This is a genomic window from Fischerella sp. (assembly GCF_013388695.1).
Classification (GTDB): Bacteria; Cyanobacteriota; Cyanobacteriia; order Cyanobacteriales; family Nostocaceae; genus PCC9605.
In genome coordinates, this window is sequence record NZ_JACAEU010000073.1 from 1 (window position 1) to 18961 (window position 18961).

Below are 18961 nucleotides of genomic sequence, written 5' to 3' on the forward strand. Positions count from 1 at the left end.
ATGGAGTTCAAACAAGAGGAGAAAAGGGAAACTACAGTACACAACGTGTCAGATTTAACTCCAATTCTTCTGTTTAACATTCTGTTACATACTTATAAATTTTCTCCCCGATTTACTTAGTTTTTGCTCTGATGAATAGAAAAAACTATCGTTCAGTCTCAAAAACAATGTAAACTATGTTAATAAACTTAATATTATTTAACATTGGTGAACCTATGCTGGCAGCAATTCTTTTTGACCTAGATGGAACAATTGCCAACACTGACCCCGTACACTACATAGCTTGGCGGGAAATGCTTAACTAACAGACTTATAGTTTGGGATCTGCACTTCGCGCGATCGCGTAAGCTTTTGTAGGGGGGAATGAGGGGGGTGGACACAGATAAACACTGATAGATCGTTCGCTTAGTACAGTATTTCATTAATTCATAGCGAATTATCCTTAGAAATACTCTGCGTTCCTCTGCGCTGCCTCTGCGCCCCTCTGCGTTTAAAAACACTACGATTTTACGCAAAGCTGTACTTAGCATTTGTGTCATCTGTTGGCGTAGGCTTTTCCAAAAACAATTGGAATGTTGCTGACAGATTCCCTGTGAATGTAAAGTGAATTCACATTAGACGAACTCCTCCGCCAAAGCCACCGCCCCCCATAATGGCGCATCATCTCCTAACGCCGCCGGAACAATCTCAAAATTCACCTCTGGTAACGCTGTTTGGCGTGCTGTTTTTTGCAGTACACTCCACCATATCTTCCCCGCTTTCGTTACACCGCCACCCAATACAAACCTTTCTGGGTTAATCAAATTTGCGACATTACCAATACCCACCCCCAGCGCCCAAGCCGATCTGTCTAGAAATGCCTTAGCCAATTCATCCCCCAATGCTGCTGCTTCACTCAGCACCGCTCCTGTAATCAACTGCAAATTATCTTCTACTAAACCTCGAATTATTTCTCCTACTTGGCGTCTTGGTGCTTCCTTTTCCAAAACATCTCTAGCATCCTGCGCCATATAAGGCCCCGATGCCAACCTTTCCACACATCCCCGCTTGCCACACAAACATACAGGCCCGTTGGGGTTAACAACCATGTGTCCAATTTCTCCTGCCATGCCTTCCGCACCACGCCAAGGCCTGCGGTTGAGTATCCAACCACCGCCAACGCCAGTACTGACGGTAATGTAAAACAAGCTATCATGCCCTTGACCTGCACCATAACGATATTCGCCTAACGCTGCGACGTTAGCATCGTTATCAACACTCACAGGGACGCCATATTCCTCTGCCAACAACTGCTGCAAGGGTATATTTTCCCATCCAGGGACATGATGCGATCGCCTTACCGTACCTGTAGTTGCGTTGACAGGGCCGCCAAAACTAACACCAATAGCAGCGGGTTTCCCTCTTTGCAATAGAGAATGGATGAGCGATCGCATAATTTCTAAGTCCGTGCTAGCATTTCCATTCCCAGGCGAAAAGCGACGTTCGTAACCCAGCCATTTTTGGGAAGATGCTGCATTCACCACCGCCGCTGCTAGCTTAGTACCACCAAAATCAAGCGCTAAGATTAATGTCACGGTCTTTTTAGTTATTCGGTGTTGGTTGATCGTTGTCAGTTGTTGGTTGATGGTTCAAACAACAAACAACAAACAACATACAACAAACAACAACCATTAACTACTAATCACTAAAATCAAGCACACCATTAATAAATTGTTGTAAGCGTTGATAATGCGATCCTTTCCAATAAATCTGAGCACAGTCTTGACAGCGATGAAACTCATCAGTGGACAACAGCACGTTTTCTGGCAACTGGTCGATAACGACTTGCTTTGTCACAGGTTGTAAAGTACCATTGCAACGCAGACATCGTTGAAAAGGCGATGCTAGTTTAAATAAATCGAAACGCCGCAATACTTCCACTATTTGTTGCTGCGGGTCAGTATTTCTGACGTAGTAGCCATAAGTAACTACACTCCGCATCAAAAGACCTTTGTCGCGTGTTAAAAGAATTCGTCTTTGAGTGCTAGAAATATCTGCTAATTCTGGATCGTCATAATCATTCCGGTATAACGTGTCAAAGCCTAATAATCGTAGAGATGATGCCAATTTCCCTAAGTGAATATCTAACACAAAGCGGATGATATTTAACGGTTTAGGTCGCACTAGGCTCAAAACAGGCATGTCTGTCACTATGGAAATAGGATAGACATTGATGATGTCTCCATCTTGAACAATGTAAGAAAAATTAACTGGTTTTCCGTTCACCTCAATATAATCAACTTCAGGATGGGGAACACCAAGAGCCTCAATCATATCCTTAATAGAGGCTCTTTCCCCATAAAAATGCTCAATTTTCACCTGCCTTTTATATGGTGGAAGAAAATCATTTAATTCTGCATGAAAATGGAAAGTTGCCTTAGCCATAGCAACAAATCATCGACTTTTTCTATGTTCACCATAGTAACTTTTATAGATAAAAACTGGGTCATTAGCGTGAAAACTAGAAGATAAGTAGGTAACAAAGCACGTTGCTGGCAATAATTCATCATCTGCTTTTGTTTGTAAAGAGTGACAACAAAAACCTCTCAGTTTACAGAAATTTATGAGGTTATTTGCAATTATTTTTGACATATTGATAATCTTTATCTTTTAGCTCACGAGCTAAAAGCGTTGATAATCTCAGCTTTCCCTACTTTTAAACGCTTGTTAACTATGATATTACTAGCTTATAGCAAATTCAAGAAATTCGCCGATACTAGAAGTATTAGTAAAAATTTGCATTATAATTAAGTTCGGTTAGAGTAGAAGCAGATGCTCGTGTTCGATTGCTAGTATATTCATTAGGAGGTAAAAACACCTGATGGGGTGATTTAAATCAAACCAAAGATACTGGGTAAAAATACTTCTTATGGTAGTACCCTGACCAATAAGTAATTATTAATATTTTCATTAACTTCAAAATCAATGTGTTTAAGGTTTAACTGTTGAACCTTACTCATCATTTAATTTGCTTTTCTTTTTTTTCAGAAATAATTGAGAATAATTTGCAATATGTGTGTTTTTGGTGATAAATTTAAATTAGATAATGGCAAAAAATTCTTAACTAAGAATGCCATACCTAAATCAGTAATTATATTTACGGAGGAAGAAAATCAATTTACTCACCTAATTACTAGGGAACAGTTCACGTTTATTTTCAAATTTATTGACTTGAAATACTCAGATGAAAGCGCAAATGCGAACTTCATCAAAAAAATCCTAGAAGATGCTAATTTCCCTAGCAACTGGGTAAAGCAACTCATTATAAAATTGGCTACTTTCGCGGCTAAAATACAGTTGAAAAATCCTCATTTGCAGCTAGTAAAAATTTTACAATTGCTAGTTGCAATAAAGGAATTATTTTTACAAGTAAGGCTAAGCCCTTTTCTAAAAAATTTATTTACAGCACAAACTTTGACTGGAAATGATGTTATAACGAGGCTACCAGGATTGGGCTGAAAAATCGCTATTATTCTCGTTTTCTCTCGCTTGCTAGCCCAGACGTGATTTTGTAGCCGATCGCAATAGCAAGCGGTTTTTCTGGGGAGATTGTAACTATAAGTACCATCTCTGTTTGTAATATCCTTTGTTCTTCAAGTACATCCATCACTACGTCTAGATGAATACTTTCTTTTGTTCTGATAATTCGCGAAAAGCAGGAGAAGATATTATTGGTAGTGCTTCCAATCACCAAACTTACGTCTTAGTTGAGTGTCCTACACCTTGGGTATCAGAAGCTTTTCATTCTAAATGGGTTCCAGAGAATTTGCGGATTTTAGTAGAGGAGGTTAAACGTGCAAGACTGCCGATAAAATTTCTCTTAATTGCTAATAGTTTTTCGCATAAATCAGACTATACAACCCTTTTGATCTATCAAAAACAAGAAGGGTTGAGTCATGGTTATAGCAAGCGAGAGTATAGGTTAGAAAATATCCAGCAAGTAGCAGCTGTTGTCAAGAAATATTTGTGGGGTAGAAACCCAAGTTATGAAATAGAATCAACTGCAACAAGAGATATATTAGTGTGTACTCATGGCAGTCATGATAAATGCTGCTCTAGATATGGTAATCCCTTTCATTTCCATGCAACAACTACTGTTGCTGATTTAAATTTGGAGAATGTACGAATTTGGAAATCTAGTCACTTTGGCGGACATCGTTTTGCACCAACGGTAATAGACTTTCCAGAAGGCAGATATTACGGCAATCTCGATGAAGAACTATTTAAATCGATATTGACTCGCACTGGCGATATTACATCCTTGCAAAAAGTCTATCGCGGCTGGGGAATTTTACCAAACTCAATTCAAGTTCTGGAAAGAGAACTTATCTTTCGTTATGGTTGGGATTGGTTTAATTATAAAGTCGCAGGTAGAATGATCGAGCCAAGTGCAGACAAAAACACGATTCGCGCTGAGCTAACTTTTGAAAAACCTGATGGTTCCCAATATAATTATCAGGCTAGGTTAGTCAAAGACGAAACACAAACTGTGAAACTTAAGGGTTCCTGTAATGCCAAGCAAGAGTTAGTGTTTGCTAAATACGCAGTAGCCAGTCTTTGGTTAACTTCTACTAATTTTGTCACTTTTAGTGCTTAAGAAATTCGGGTATATCCAGATAATTCCAAGATTTCCTCCAAGTCCGTGAAATTATGTCTGTTTAATTACCTGCAATCAAATCTTTAGCGCATTAGTCCTTGCTCAATTTCGCGCTTACAATTGAATCAGTTTGCAGCTATAAACCAAGCAAAATATAGTTGACAGTACACTCAGGTAGGGGAAAGGTTAGGGTAGTGCGCGCGATCGCCACTTTTCTCAGCATTAACTAGATACACTGGCGTTTAAGCGTCCTGTGAAACGACTGCCAACTCCTACCTGATTTGTGACAGCAATTAATCCACAGAAAGCAAAATGCGATCGTGTACTTATGACTTTGAGGCTTTTATCGTTATATTAAATACGCAGGTTAAAAATCTGCACAAGCCCAATAATTATTAGATATATTGCCACAATGAAGTTAAGCAATCTGGGAAGGATGAGAATCAGTATTCCTGCTATCAGAGCAACTATTCCATTAATATTAACACTTACCTGAAGTGTATGAGTTTGTTGGGCAAGCAGAATTGGCAGATAAAACATAGCTAACTTAGTAAAATAGCGATTAATTCCTAATATTACTTCAAGAAGAAGAACACCCCACTTAGGGTATAGCTCCATAATAGAGCAAGGTTAAAGCTTGTTAAACAAGAGGTTTTCAGCAGGTTGGCAAATACATAATTGTCTTCTTCTAATACCGATTCCAACTATAGTTAATGTTGCTAGGATATTCGCGGTAGGTCTAATTTTCAGAACACTCTAACACTCCCCTCACCGCTCAAGGGGAGATTTTATTTTTAAATTGCGATCGCGCTAATTTCGCTAGCTGATACCAATTTCCTTTATACCAATTCTCTATGAGGCTGCATATTATCCCCACAGGTTATAAGCCTAGGGCTACACATACAAAGCCTGCCTACGCAGGCTAATAATAATGTGCATCTTCACATAGAAATGGTATTAGGCATAAACATATTTTGTTGTAGAGTAGAGACGTTGCATGCAACGTCTCTACAGGATTTATATGTATCATTATTAACGTGAAATGTTATGAGTCATTCTTTCTCTGGTCGAATACTCAAGTATCGATCTTTGCGAATGGCATTAATGACAGCCTGAATATGACTTTCTGGTGCACCTAAGCTTTTGAGGAGATGGTTTCCCACTTCAAGTGCTGCTTCAAATTCCGGTTGCACTACTTCTTTTGCACCCATCTGAGTTAAAAGATCAATTTCGCTGTCAGAGTGCGATCGCGCAATGACATCCAATCCAGGTGCTATTGCTAAGGCACGTTTGAGAAGCAACCTAGTACTAGCCGGATCTGGTAGGGCAATTGCCAAGGCTTTTGCTGTTTCCAAATGGGCTTTTTCCAGCACTAACTCGGAATCAGCATCACCAAAAATATAAGGGATTTTGTGAAACCGCAATCTTTGCACCGCTGCTTCACTATTCTCAATTACTAAAACTTGATAACCTTGACTTTGTAAAATCTTAACAATTACTTGCCCAACTCTTCCGTAACCTGCTACGACTACATGACCGCTGATTTTTTCTGGCATCGATAGGGTTTTTGGTGTGGAAAACCGCCGCCAGAAGTTCGCCAGTAAGGGCATGCGGGTGAAGCTATCTCCCAAGCTAGGTGCAATATTAAGCCACGTGGGAGTTAACACCAGGGTAATTGCTGTTGTTCCTAAAAGCAACAGATAAGTTTGTTGCGAGATAAGTTCCAATCTCAAACCTGTCAGGGCTAATACAAAAGAAAATTCACCAATTTGATTGATACCAAAACTAACGATAACAGCAGTTTTGAGGGAATAGCCAAAGCTGAGAACAATCGGCAAAACAATAGCAGCTTTGCCTAACATGACCAGTGTCACTAATCCTATAATTAGTCCTAAGTTTTCTAAGAGAATACCTGGATCGATCAGCATACCAATTGAGGCGAAAAAAAGACTAGCAAAGGTATCACGTAGAGGCAAAACTTTAGACAGTGCTTGATCGGCATGATCAATCTCAGAAATCATTAACCCAGCAACAAATGCCCCCATCGCCAGCGAAAGACCAAGCCCAGCTGTAACTAAAGCAACCCCCAAGCATAAGGAAATTACCGCTAATAGAAACAATTCATTACTTTCGGTAGCAGCAACACTGGCAATTAGGCGGGGCACTATCCATCGACTTAACGCGATCGCCACTGCAACAAAAACTAAGACTTTTAGAATAGCAATGCCAAGTGACCAGCCTATATTTTCTGGTTGCTTCAGGGCAGGCAAAATAGCTAATATCAAACCCAAAGCCAAATCCTGAGCAATTAAAATTGCCAGCATAATTTGACCATGTAGTGTATTAATTTCACTTTTTTCTATCAGTGTTTTCAATACTACTGCTGTCGAAGAAAGAGAAAGAACTGCGCCTAGAAAAATTCCCTGAGAAAGACCCGATGCCCAGCCCATAATCACAGTTACAAATGCTACCAGCACAATTGTCAGTCCAATTTGCAGCAGACTTCCTCGTAGGGCAATGTCCTTGACTCGTTTCAATTCTGCCAAAGAGAATTCCACACCCAAGGCAAACAGCAAAAAGGCAACACCAATTTCTGCTAAAGATTTAATTTGGGTAATTTCGCTTAATAGCTTGAAACCAAAAGGCCCTACAACCAGTCCACTTACTAAATAGCCAAGCAAAACCGGTTGACGTAGTCGATTTGCCAGATAACCTCCCAGCGCCGCAGCCCCCAAGACGATGGTGAGATCCAAAATCAAATTTTGCCCAGTTGCCATGTTTTACGTTAGTTGCTAAACCTGTGTGAGTTACTCTCTCAGGCTAACTCGACATCAGAATATTTATCTGGGCAATATAGAAACAATTTAGACAATAATTTTAGACAAATAGTTAAGTAGATTAGTGCAAATCAACATAACTTTGCATTATAGCTTTTAGTCGTTAGAAAAAATTTCTTAATACTTATTTACAGAGCTAATTTTATTTCTGCCTACTTAATTAGCTATTAGTAGTCTGCCACAAAGATTTTGACATGCTAAAGGAGTTCGTAGTAAGCAGCAAGCGTGCTTAAATGAGGGCTAAAGCCCACCCTTCGGGAAGCCGCTCTTACGAGCGTCTACACTACGAACCTATCAAAATTAGTGTGGTGGACTATTAGGCTTTGACATAAAAGATAGGGCAAAACATTTGCAATCCGGCTTGTGTTCTCCCTTACACGTTTGTGACACAAATGCTTTACCCTGACAAAAATGAATATATTATGGCTAAAAATGCCGCCAAAAAAGCTATTTTTCAGCGACTACTCCACTGGAATTGTCATCTGATGAAGGCTCGACTTGTTTGATCTGCTTTTTCATGACGATGATATAGGCTGCTAACAAAATGGTAATGAGAATACCTTCCATCGCCAACCTCCTAGGTTGTTATGTAATTACCGACAAGGCGATTGTTGAAGACCTTACTAATACATCACCACGTTTAAGGGTAATTCCCGATTGGGGTACAAATAACTTAATTTTTCTACCTATTTATCAATGAGCAGAAATACTAATACAAGAAGGTGGGGAGATGTGGGGAGTGGGAGAGGGGGAAAGTGGGGAGACAACCAACAACCAACAACCAACAACTAACCACTAACCACTAACTCTTGACTCTTGACTCTTGACTCTTCAAAGCAACCTCACTGCTACACTACCTGCATGAGCTGGTAAACCTTCTGCTTCTGCAAGGGTAATCGCTGCTTTGCCTATGGTTTGTAATGCTTGTTCATCGCATTGCAAAGAAGTAATTCGCTTCATAAAATCATACACACTCAAGCCGGAAGCAAAGCGAGCTGAACGTGCGGTAGGTAACACATGATTGGGGCCGCCGACATAATCACCAATTGCTTCTGGGGTGTGGCGTCCTAAAAACATACTACCAGCACAACGAATCTGATTGGCAAGCAATTGTGGTTCGTCTACGCACAATTCCACGTGTTCTGGCGCTAGTTGATTCAACAGAGGAATGCTTTCTTCTAAATTGCTGACAATAATCACCGCACCATGTTTTTCCCAACTTGCACTAGCTACTTCTTTGGTGGGCAAGGTTTTGAGAATTTCTGCAACTGCTGCGATCGCTTTTTCGGCAAAAGTTTCTGAATCAGTAATCAAAATTGACTGGGCGCTAGGATCGTGTTCTGCTTGCGAGAGTAAATCCCAAGCAATCCACTCTGGGTTGTTCTTGCTATCGGCTACTACTAAGATTTCTGAAGGGCCAGCGATACTGTCAATTCCAACCCTGCCGAATACCTGGCGTTTGGCTTCAGCAACGTAAGCATTCCCAGGCCCGACAATTTTATCAACAGGGGCAATGGTTTCTGTACCGTAGGCTAAGGCTGCTACAGCTTGCGCTCCACCAATACCGTAGATTTCGGTAACACCTGCTACTTGGGCAGCTGCTAATACCGCAGGATTAATTTCACCACGAGGCATCGGTACTGTCATGACAATTCGTTCTACCCCAACAATTTTGGCAGGTAGCGCATTCATCAATAGAGAACTGGGGTAACTTGCCCGTCCTCCGGGTACGTAAATTCCTACTGTAGATAAAGCTACCCAATTTAAACCTAGCTTCACGCCCACTTCATCGGTGTAGGCGATATTTTGCGGTAGTTGTTTGTGATGAAAAGCAGCAATGCGATCGGCAGCAGTTTCTAATGCTGTCTTGACATGATTGGGACATTGGGCTGCTTGCTCAACAATAAAGCGATCGCTCAAACGAAAAGACTCGGGGCTGTAGTGGTCGAAACGACTAGTATATTCCTTGATTGCTGCATCACCACGCTCTTTCACATCAGTGATAATCTCTCGTACTGTGCCACTGACATCAACCGTTGCTTCTCTTCGCTCATTGACAAATGTTTTGAATCTAACAGAAAAATCCTTGTCGGTTGTTTTCAGTAGCTGCATGGAGAGTCTCCCGGAAGTAGCGAACGTTTTGATATTACAGTCAATATTTAGTTTAAAGCGGGAGTAATAATTAAATAAGAGTCAACAGTCCAGAGTCAATAGTCAATAGCTAAAACAGTTTGGACTCTTAAGTTTGACAAATGACAAATGACCAATGACTAAGAGGCATATTATGGATTTTGAAAGCGAAGTAAACGTTAAAAATGCTGCACAAAATATAAAATTCGCTCAGCCATCCATTTCTCGTAAACCACTGGAATTGCTCAGAGATACAGAGGCTTTGTTGCGTCGTCCAACTGTCACAACACTAGTGCCTATTTTACCACCTAAGATAAGTAATAATTTGCAAATGGCCTCTTCTTTAGCAGAAGAATCTTTGAAAGAGCTAGCAGAAATTGACCTAGAGCAAATTAGTGACTGGGAATTACGACCTGCACGCATTCGTGTTGGCTTGAGTTTCGTTGGGTTTGGAGCACTGATGATTGTTTTATTACTACTCTACTTAAACAGCCTGCATCCAGAACTAACTCCAGTTGAGCAGATCGGAAAATATTGGTATCAATATGTTTGGTTTGTTTGCTTGGGCGTAGCAGGAATGTTTATTCTCGGTCGAGAAGCGATGCGTCCTACTAAAAATCTTCAAAAGCCAAACAAACGCTGAATGTGCTTGCTCTGAACTACTTCCCATATTTAATGAAGGAAATTTCAAATATGGAAACAGCTGTTTGAGAAAATTAATAACTTTGAAAAAGCTGTAGTAGAGAATGAGATAATGATTATCAAGTTTTTTGAATTTTTCCAAGAGCAATAGAAAAGACGCTTTTTATAATAATTGACTTGTCAAAAAGGAAAAAGTTGGAAATTTTCGTGAAGCGATCTCAAGGAAAGTGCTTTTTGGGGCGATTACATGAAAGTTTGCAAAGATGTTTTTAACAATACCAGAACTTCTAGGGCGTCTTTGTAAATTATTCCTGCTGACTACAAATGGTTTATACGCCTTGCATTGCTGGCATTATTAGCTTGAAATTAAAATAAATCAAGCTCAGGTATTAAAGGCTCAGTGAATAAGATCAGCAACCGTTTTTGCAAGCACAAGCAATGCTAGAGCAGGAAGATTAATGATGAAAATATAAAATTTCTTAAAGTGCAGCAGCACTGATGTAATGGTATCATGCCTATTAACTTGAGTAATAGCACTCGTCTTTTATGCTCCATTTTCTCCTACACACACCTGATTTTGGCGCTAGAAAAACAGAGTTGATTTTGAGTGAGGTGACGCCTTTTTAATCCTCATTTCACAAAGAAGACTGAACAGGTTTAAATTGATATCTTTCGGCATCTCAGTAAGAGCCTCTGGCTCTAATTCTTGTAATTCTGATTACACAGTTGAACCGGGTAACGAGGATTTGTGGGCTCCTGCCTCCAGGCTGTTGCAAATGATGCAAGACTCCCATGCACCAGGGCGCACAGCAAAGAATGAAAATCTCTCTTCCAATGCCCAATGCCCCATGCCCTATGCCCAACTTTCAAGACAGATGTCAATTAAATCGGATTTAGTATCCTTTGCTTAAAGCTCAAACCAGTTCAAACTAGACCTGGGGTATTTGTGACTAATTCTTAAAATAAAAATAAACTTAATCTCATCAAATCCTCACAAATTCCTCAGATTTGTCGCTTAACCTCAATGTATTGCCAAAAGAGAGGTGGCAAGTATGGAACCAAGGACACTTGCACAATTCCTCAGTTTTTTGCAGGAGGATTTAGCAATTCCCGACACTGATTTGCAATTAGCATTGCGACATCCCGAGCAGACTCCAACTTTGTTACCAATAATTCTGTGGCAATACGGACTGGTAACATTAAACCAGCTCGATCGGATTTTCGACTGGTTGCAGGGGAATGTTTGAGGTTAAGCCAAAATGAAAGCACAAAAACGTCTTGGTATTCTTACAAGTGGCGGTGATTGTCCAGGACTTAACACCGTGATTCGGTCAGTTGTTAGCCACGCTACCCTCTCTTACGGCTGGGAAGTATGGGGTATTCCCTATGCAACAACAGGACTACTAGAGCAAAAAGCAATTCCTCTGGCGATGCATGGTCTAGACTTGCATGGGATCGACCCTTTACTGTGCATAGGAGGAACGATTCTTGGGAGCATCAACAAAGGAGATACCCTAGCTCATGTTGATGAGATTCTCGCCGGCTACCAGGCTTTAGAATTAGATGCACTAATTGGTATTGGTGGTGATGGTAGTCTTGGGATTCTCAACCAACTGCAATCTCAAGGCAATTGGCAATTCATTGCTATTCCCAAGACGATTGATAACGATGTCGCACTAACAGAAAGAATGGTCGGGTTTGATACAGCAGTCAATACAATTGTTGATGCTCTGAATCGCCTGACCTTCACTGCTGCCAGTCACGATCGCGTTATGATTGTTGAGGTGATGGGACGTACAGCCGGACACCTGGCGCTACACGCTGGTATTGCAGGTGGTGCGGATGTGATTTTAATCCCCGAAATACCCTATTCGATTCCGGAAATTTGCCAACATTTAGCTGAATTGCGCGATCGCAACTGGCGTAGATTTGCAATTATTGTAGTAGCAGAAGGCGCTCATATTCCTCTGGATTCTTCTTGCAATCCATCCTGTGAAAAACCAGCTTGTGGTATTACTCAGTATATTGCCGATGAAATTAAGCGTTGTAGTACCTATCCTATAGATGTCCGGGTTTCAGTTTTGGGACATATCCAACGCGGCGGTATACCCTCTGCTTCTGACCGTTTGGTAGCTACAGCTTTTGGCAAAGCAGCAGTAGATTTGGTAGCTGCTGGGCAAAGTGGTTTAATGGTAGCTTGGCAAAATGGGCGAGTGATACCAGTATCTTTGGGAAGAGTTTTGGCGAAAAGTCCGTTACCTGTAGATCCGAATGGTTTTTTAGTAGAAACGGCTCGTTGTATGGGTATCTATGTGGGTAAAAAGTAATTACTAAATACTAAAATAAAGAGCGATCGCATCTGCAACTTCCGGACGAATCTGATTTTGAAGTACACAAAATTAGGAAGCCCATTTGATATCAAATACGTTTGATTAGTTATCGTATTTACCCTCACCCCCTACCCCTCTCACAAGTTGGGAGAGGGCCAGGGGGTGAGGGTTTTTAATGAACATGAATTAGCCGGACTTCATATGATTTGTAAAAAAAACTCCTATACTTGATTAGCAGTACAGGATTCTTAACTCAATTAAATTAAATTATTGGTGTTTATTCTTAGGAGGATCTCCCTCAAATGGTTGTACTCCTGTTTCTGGATAGTTGTCATCTCTAGGGCCAAAAATTCTTGCGAATCCAGCGTAGATATAACGAACAACGTTCTGAGGAATTTCTACTATTTTCTGCCAAAAGCCACCTTGCTTAGTAGTTTCCTTATTAGAATTAGTCATAGAAGATTCTCCGGAATTTTATCAAAGATTGGTCAGTAGTTATCAACTACGTATACCAAGACGGATGAAAAGGTAATGGGGAATGGGGAATAGGGAATGGGAAATTTAAGATATTGTTTTCTTTCTACTATTTTAATTGGTAGTAGATGTGCCTGCTTCTCCAGCAGCACGAGTCTGCATGGTTTCTTGTAAGTGGTCTACATATTGGCGCTGTTCGGTTAAGGATTCTCTGGCTTCTTCTGTAATGTCACTGCCACTTGATTTTTCCAACTCTTCTAAAGTACGAGCCTGCATGGTTTGTTGTAAGTGTTCTTCGTGCTGACGCTCTTTTGTCATCGCTTCCCGTGCCGCCTCTTGCACGGTGAGATCCACTTTCACCACATTGCGTTTAGCCGCCTCAATTTTGGGAAGAGTTAGTGTCAAAACACCATTCTTGAATTCCGCTTTGACCTGATCGTTTTTAACAGCTACTGGCAACGGTACTACCCGTTGGAACTGACCATAGCGAAACTCTGAGCGGATTAAGCCTTTGTCTTCATCGCGTTTTTCTTGTTGATATTCTCCACTAATTGCAACTGCGTCTGTACTGACTTCCACATCCAAGTCTTTAGCTTCAATACCTGGAACTTCAGCTTTTAGGATAATGTCTGCATCTGTTTCTTTGAGTTCAATGGCTGGTGCCCAAGTCGCACCTAATTTCGGAAAAAGACCTTCACTCTGTTCGCGATGCATCCACTCATCAAACAGACGATTCATCTGTTGACGTATGGTATCCAGTTCTCTTAAAGGTTGCCAACGAATTAAAGACATATCCTCTTCCTTTTTTACACCTGATGATAAAACTTTGGTTTTGAGCCAAGGAAGCTATGGGGATTAAGCTTGTAACTGTAACTGTTGGCTCTAGTTTCACAATAGGTAAACAATTTGAGGAACTTGTGAGGATATCAAAAAAATGATGAGTTATGAATTATGAATTATGAATTATGAAAATTTCATATTTATAGTTCATGATTTATAATTTTTGTGGGTATTTATTTTGACTTTTGACTTGTTAAAGGTTCCAACCCAATGCTGATGCTACTTGAGTCGCTAATTCTAAAGGATTGAATGGTTTAGCGATCGCAGCTTTTATACCTAATTGAGCATAGCGACGGCGGTCGGTAGCTTGTATCTTTGCGGTTAATAAAATTACCGGAATAGCTTTGGTTGCAGGATTTGCTTGTAGCTTCTCAAAGGTTGTCAAACCATCCATATCTGGCATCATCACATCCAGCAAAATTGCATCGGGTTGGCTAGTCTCAGCCTTACTGATACCTTCTTTACCAGAACCTGCGGTTACGACTTCCCAGCCTGCCACCGTTTCCAGGCAAACTTTGGCAACTTCTTGAATGTATTCCTCGTTATCAATTACCAGAATTTTATTGGTTGTCATTGTTACCGTCCTGACCGGAATACTGTGTAATTTGGTGCAGTAAGTTCATTACCCGGTGTTCAAATTCTTGGGGTGTTACCTGTCCTTTTTTGAGAAATTCAGTATGTCCTAACTTCAATCGCTGTCTCTCAGATTCTTCTAGTTCCCTTGCTGAGTAAATCATCAGAGGAATTTTGCAAAGTTGATTATGCTGCTGCAACCATTCCACCACTGCAAATCCGTCACCTTCCGGCAAAATTAAGTCGAGAATCAGCAAGTCAGGATTGACTTCTTGACTGAGGCGAATTGCTTCTCTACCAGTTTTGGCATGAACGGTTGCAATATCATGAAGCTCAAACAGGGTTTGCAGAACTTCTGCCAAGCCAGGATCGTCTTCAACTAGCAGTACGCGGACTCGTTTTGAGGAATTAGTCAGTGCTTGTCGCAACGACTGAACTAGTAGGCTTTCTTCCAGAGGCTTACTTACCCAGTTCACAAAGTCCTGATTTGGTTGATTGGTATCAGTAGGCGTGCAGACACTACAAATAATAATGGGAATGTCCTGAGTATCTACCCGTTCCTTGAGAACTGCCATTGTTTCCCAACCATTCATACCGGGCATCAGCAAATCTAATAAAATCAAATCTGGACGTTGGCTAGATGCAGCGGCGATCGCTTCTTCACCATCAGCCACCGTCACTACGCGATAGTGCCGTTTTTCTAGAAGTGTTCGTAACTCTTTACGAATCTCGGGATCGTCATCACAGACTAACACTAAAGGCAATTTATCACTAGTACTTGGTTCTAAATCGCTAGTGTCAGAAAACTTTAGTATCGGCAAGCTAAAGTAAAAACTACTACCCTTGCCTAGTTCGCTATCTACCCAGATACGACCTCCATGCTGTTGGACAATACTCTTACAAATAGCTAAGCCCAAACCAGTACCATCATGGTTGCGAGCATCCGAAGAATCCACCTGTTGAAAGCGCTCAAAGATACTTTCAATTTTATCAATTGGAATACCGCGCCCGGTGTCTTTCACCTGGAAAAGGACATAGAGAGTTGGGAATTGGGCATTGGGAATTGGGCATTGGGAATTAGGCATTGGATCTTTTCTATGCTCGATGCCCCGTGCCCCTTGCCCATTCCCTAACTCTGCGCTCAACCAAACTGTAGAACCAGCAGGTGAGAATTTAATAGCGTTACTGAGTAGGTTAGTCAGGGTTTGGACAATGCGATCGGGATCTGCCCATATCTGTTGAGATAAGCTAGAAACTGATAGGCTAACTCCTGCTTTATCTGCCAAAGGTTGCATGACGTTTACTGCTTCAGCAATCAGATCGGCAACGTTGCAGGTTTGCTTTTCCATCTTGACTTTGCCCGACTCGATGCGTTCGATGTCGAGGATGTCGTTGATTAACCTGACTAAGCGTTCCGTACTATCTACAGCAATTTGCAGCAAGCGTTTGCCCTGTTCAGAGTCTGGCTGAATCAAACCACTTGCCAACATTCCCAATGAACCATGAATTGAAGTCAGGGGCGTGCGGAGTTCGTGACTGACAATAGAAACAAATTCATCTTTCATTCGTTCAATTTGCTTGCGATCGCTGATATCTTGCAAGTAAACCGTATATACTGTCTCTTCCCCCAGTTTTAATTTAGAAATAGAAGCCTCTGCTGGAAATTCTGTACCATCTTTGCGACGACCGTAAATTTCGCGGCGTTCTCCCATCCGGCGAGCGACTTTTGCGGATCTACCAAAGTCTGCCACATACTGCCGATGTGCCTCAATGTATTTTAATGGCAGGAGTAAGTCCAAGGGCTGTCCCAGTACTTCCTGTGCAGTGTAGCCAAAAATTTTCTCAGCTCCTTGGTTAAACAAAGTAATCCTTTGGTTGCCATCAATAGAAATAATCGCATTATCTGCAATCGCAACTATGCCAGCAAACCTGGCTTGCGAGTTCCGTAACTCTTCTTGGGCGCGTTGGCGCTGGTTTAATTCTAATTGAAGTTGCTCGTTAATCCTAGTTAACTCAGCTGTACGTTCCGCCACTCGCAATTCCAATTCGTCCTTAGCTTGGCGTAATGCTTGCTCTGTATGTTTTCTCTCCAAAGCTGCTGAAAGTACGTTGGCGATAGATTGAACAAAATGAATATCACGTTGTGTAAAAGTTTGTTTCTTGGAAGTATACGCACCCAAAACACCATAAGAACCATTACGTTTGGGAATAGGTACGCTTAAGCCGCTAATTACACCATGTTCTCGTAATAAAAAAGAACCCTGAAACCGCGTTTCTGTAGGTAGGTGTTCGATAATTATCGGCTGTTGCACCTGCAAAGTATAACCAGCACTAGAAGAATCTAGGTTGATAATTGCTTTACCAACTAGTCCTTCTCGCCAGCCTACACCAGATCGTAACAGTAGAGAACTGCCATCAGGAAGCAATTCCAACAGTTTGCAATATTCAACACCCAAATTTTCTGCTACCAGTGTGACTGCTTCATCCATCAAGCTAGAGAGGTCTTTGCCTAACAAGGCTGATTGACCCAATTGCGCTACAGTTGCTTGTTGACGAATGCGGGTGTTGAGTTTCGCTTCTGTCTGTGCGTCCCCATGTCTCCCATTTGACTCTTCTGTTATTCTTGGGTAAGTTTCACTCATTCGCCGCCGTAACTTAATCCGTTCTAGGCGATTGACAATCCTAGTTACGAGTTCTGGCCCGACTATGGGCTTGCTGACAAAGTCATCTGCACCAACTGCAAAAACCTGATTAACGATGTCAGCATCGCTGTGGACTGTCAAAAACAATATTGGCAACTCGCTCCAGTGCGGGTCGTTGCGTACTACTTGGCAAATTTCTATACCACTTATTTCTGGAAGTTCCACATCTAGAATGAGTAAGTCTGGCTCCACTGTTTGCAGAATTTCCCAGAAATGATGCGGGTTTTCTAGGGTGGTAACTTTAATACCCCAAGGTTTGAGTAATATTTGCAACAGCGCTCCTATCTTCGGGTCATCATCTACAGCCAGTACATGCGCTTCTGCATGAGGAGCCTCTTGCAAGACTTGAGTGACTGCTTCCAGGACTTGGGAAACGGGTATCGGCTTTGGTAAAAAGGAATGTCCGCCATTGCGAGCTACTTGCAAGCGGTTGCTGAAATTGCTTTCCTCAGTAAAAACTAGCACTGGTACTGGAGGTTTACGCTGTTTCAATTCTGCTAGCAAGCTGAAGCTGTCCTCGGGATCTGGGGAAACATTAGGATCTAGCAGCACCACGGTTGGATGTTCTCGGTACAGCTTATTTCTCGCTGTTTCGATGTTAGTGGCGATCGCCACCCTGAAACCACTGTTAGCCGATTCTTGTTGGATTTGTTCAGCAAGGATGCGATCGCTGTCAACCACCAACAGCAAAGGATGTTCATCTTCATTGGGGAGTGAAGATAACACGGTTTGGTCATGACGCTCAATGTCCTGGCGCAATTGCTGAACCCACTCAAGCAACTGAGTAGTTTCGTCCGCGTTCAAAGCTTTATTAGCTTTGAGCAACCGCTCAATTTTGCGTGCCAGTTTCGAGCCAACAGAAAAACCAAAAGTCCCTAAAGAGCCTGCCAGCGTATGGGCTTCTTGTAGTGCCTGTTTCCGCAGTTTTTGATTCAGTGCCTTGCACTTTGCAGCACCAGCAGCTTGCTCCAGCAGCGCCACCTGTTTTTCAATCTTACCTTTAAAGCGATTCCAAACTTCGGCGATCGCAAAAATAGTTTGCTGTTGAGTCTCCTCGCTAATAGGAGATGGGCTAATTCTGACATTTTCCCCCTCTCCCCCTCTCCCCTTCTCCCCCTCCTCCTTGCGTGGTTTCAAACGATAGCCAATGCCATAGACTGTTTCAATCAGATCTCCTGGTGCTCCCACAACTTTTAATTTTTGCCGTAATCCTTTGATGTGGGTACGAACAGCCTCTTCTCCTGGTGTGTCTTCATAAGACCAAAGATGCTCTAAAATCATGCCGCAGCTGAACACTCGGCGACTATTTCGCAACAATAACTCCAATAATGCATATTCTTTAGGAGTTAATGACAGTAGCTCTCCAGCATAGGTTACTTCACAGCTTGTGGGATCGAGCCGCAAATCACCCCATTCTAAGACTGGTTGTGATACTAAATTGCCACGACGCAACAGCGCTCGGATACGAGCAACTAATTCCTCTTCGTCAAAAGGTTTAACTAGGTAGTCATCTGCGCCTGCATCCAATCCTATCGCCTTCTCATGACTGCTATCGCACCCCGTTAACAATAGAATTGGCATTCGCAAACCGCGAGACCTGATTTGACGACAGAGAGTAATTCCATCTATCTGCGGTAAGATTACATCTAGAAGAATGAGATCGTAGTCGAAAGTTTGGATTAAATCCCAAGCTGTCTGACCATCCAAAGCAACTTCTACTGCATAGTTGTGATTAGTAAGGACAGCGGCAAGTACATGGGTGACAAGCTCGTCATCCTCGACAATTAATATTTTCAT

Annotated in this window: 15 protein-coding genes and 2 pseudogenes; 7 read left to right on the top strand and 10 right to left on the bottom strand. The window is 41.7% G+C overall.

What is annotated here, in order from left to right; genetic code table 11:
- Nucleotides 1-215 precede the first annotated feature (215 nt).
- Nucleotides 216-299, top strand: a pseudogene (locus HXY43_RS09765) (HAD family phosphatase); the annotation flags it as partial.
- A 315-nt stretch (nucleotides 300-614) separates the two neighbouring features.
- On the opposite strand, the gene HXY43_RS09770 reads toward HXY43_RS09765, so the two are convergent.
- Complete coding sequence (locus tag HXY43_RS09770) at nucleotides 615-1574, bottom strand: ROK family protein (RefSeq protein WP_290882774.1); 960 nt, start codon at nucleotides 1572-1574, stop codon at nucleotides 615-617.
- Nucleotides 1575-1677: 103 nt separating this feature from the next.
- A complete protein-coding gene (locus HXY43_RS09775) occupies nucleotides 1678-2424 on the bottom strand; it encodes a Mut7-C RNAse domain-containing protein (protein ID WP_290882776.1) in 747 nt (248 codons plus the stop codon).
- Between the two features lie 627 nt (nucleotides 2425-3051).
- Between HXY43_RS09775 and HXY43_RS09780 the strand changes: the two genes are divergently transcribed.
- A complete protein-coding gene (locus tag HXY43_RS09780) occupies nucleotides 3052-3498 on the top strand; it encodes a hypothetical protein (RefSeq protein ID WP_290882777.1) in 447 nt (148 codons plus the stop codon).
- A gap of 10 nt (nucleotides 3499-3508) precedes the next feature.
- Here the strand turns inward: HXY43_RS09780 and HXY43_RS09785 are convergent, their stop codons facing one another.
- Nucleotides 3509-3646: a hypothetical protein gene (locus HXY43_RS09785; protein ID WP_290882778.1), complete on the bottom strand. Its 138-nt coding sequence runs from the start codon at nucleotides 3644-3646 to the stop codon at nucleotides 3509-3511.
- A 12-nt stretch (nucleotides 3647-3658) separates the two neighbouring features.
- Here HXY43_RS09785 and HXY43_RS09790 point away from each other — a divergent pair, with 12 nt between their 5' ends.
- Entirely contained in the window at nucleotides 3659-4636 is a 978-nt protein-coding gene (locus HXY43_RS09790; RefSeq protein ID WP_290882779.1) for a sucrase ferredoxin, read from the top strand.
- A gap of 354 nt (nucleotides 4637-4990) precedes the next feature.
- Here the strand turns inward: HXY43_RS09790 and HXY43_RS09795 are convergent, their stop codons facing one another.
- The 3 genes from HXY43_RS09795 to hisD form a co-directional block, all read right to left on the bottom strand.
- A complete protein-coding gene (locus HXY43_RS09795; RefSeq protein ID WP_367161476.1) occupies nucleotides 4991-5254 on the bottom strand; it encodes a DUF3096 domain-containing protein in 264 nt (87 codons plus the stop codon).
- A 434-nt stretch (nucleotides 5255-5688) separates the two neighbouring features.
- A complete protein-coding gene (locus HXY43_RS09800; RefSeq protein WP_290882781.1) occupies nucleotides 5689-7413 on the bottom strand; it encodes a cation:proton antiporter in 1725 nt (574 codons plus the stop codon).
- 891 nt (nucleotides 7414-8304) lie between these two features.
- Entirely contained in the window at nucleotides 8305-9585 is a 1281-nt protein-coding gene (gene hisD, locus HXY43_RS09805; RefSeq protein WP_290882783.1) for a histidinol dehydrogenase, read from the bottom strand.
- A gap of 172 nt (nucleotides 9586-9757) precedes the next feature.
- Here hisD and HXY43_RS09810 point away from each other — a divergent pair, with 172 nt between their 5' ends.
- From HXY43_RS09810 to HXY43_RS09825, 4 genes are all read left to right on the top strand, one after another.
- Nucleotides 9758-10246 (top strand): hypothetical protein, encoded by a 489-nt coding sequence (locus HXY43_RS09810; protein WP_290882817.1) that lies wholly within the window; start codon nucleotides 9758-9760, stop codon nucleotides 10244-10246.
- Between the two features lie 775 nt (nucleotides 10247-11021).
- Entirely contained in the window at nucleotides 11022-11156 is a 135-nt protein-coding gene (locus HXY43_RS09815; protein WP_269321026.1) for a hypothetical protein, read from the top strand.
- Nucleotides 11157-11297: 141 nt separating this feature from the next.
- Nucleotides 11298-11492: a DUF2949 domain-containing protein gene (locus HXY43_RS09820; protein ID WP_026732634.1), complete on the top strand. Its 195-nt coding sequence runs from the start codon at nucleotides 11298-11300 to the stop codon at nucleotides 11490-11492.
- A 12-nt stretch (nucleotides 11493-11504) separates the two neighbouring features.
- Nucleotides 11505-12572 (top strand): ATP-dependent 6-phosphofructokinase, encoded by a 1068-nt coding sequence (locus HXY43_RS09825; protein WP_290882788.1) that lies wholly within the window; start codon nucleotides 11505-11507, stop codon nucleotides 12570-12572.
- A gap of 270 nt (nucleotides 12573-12842) precedes the next feature.
- Here HXY43_RS09825 and HXY43_RS09830 read toward each other — a convergent pair whose 3' ends face one another.
- From HXY43_RS09830 to HXY43_RS09845, 4 genes and pseudogenes are all read right to left on the bottom strand, one after another.
- Nucleotides 12843-13031, bottom strand: a complete 189-nt coding sequence (locus HXY43_RS09830) for a hypothetical protein (protein ID WP_290882790.1) — start codon at nucleotides 13029-13031, stop codon at nucleotides 12843-12845.
- 291 nt (nucleotides 13032-13322) lie between these two features.
- A pseudogene (locus tag HXY43_RS09835) lies at nucleotides 13323-13841 on the bottom strand (Hsp20/alpha crystallin family protein); the annotation flags it as partial.
- 241 nt (nucleotides 13842-14082) lie between these two features.
- The gene (locus tag HXY43_RS09840; protein ID WP_290882795.1) at nucleotides 14083-14463 is read right to left on the bottom strand and encodes a response regulator; all 381 of its coding nucleotides are present in this window, start codon (nucleotides 14461-14463) and stop codon (nucleotides 14083-14085) included.
- Nucleotides 14450-18961, bottom strand: coding sequence for a response regulator (locus HXY43_RS09845; protein ID WP_290882797.1), 4512 nt, complete (start codon nucleotides 18959-18961; stop codon nucleotides 14450-14452). The genes HXY43_RS09840 and HXY43_RS09845 overlap by 14 nt, the downstream gene beginning before the upstream one ends.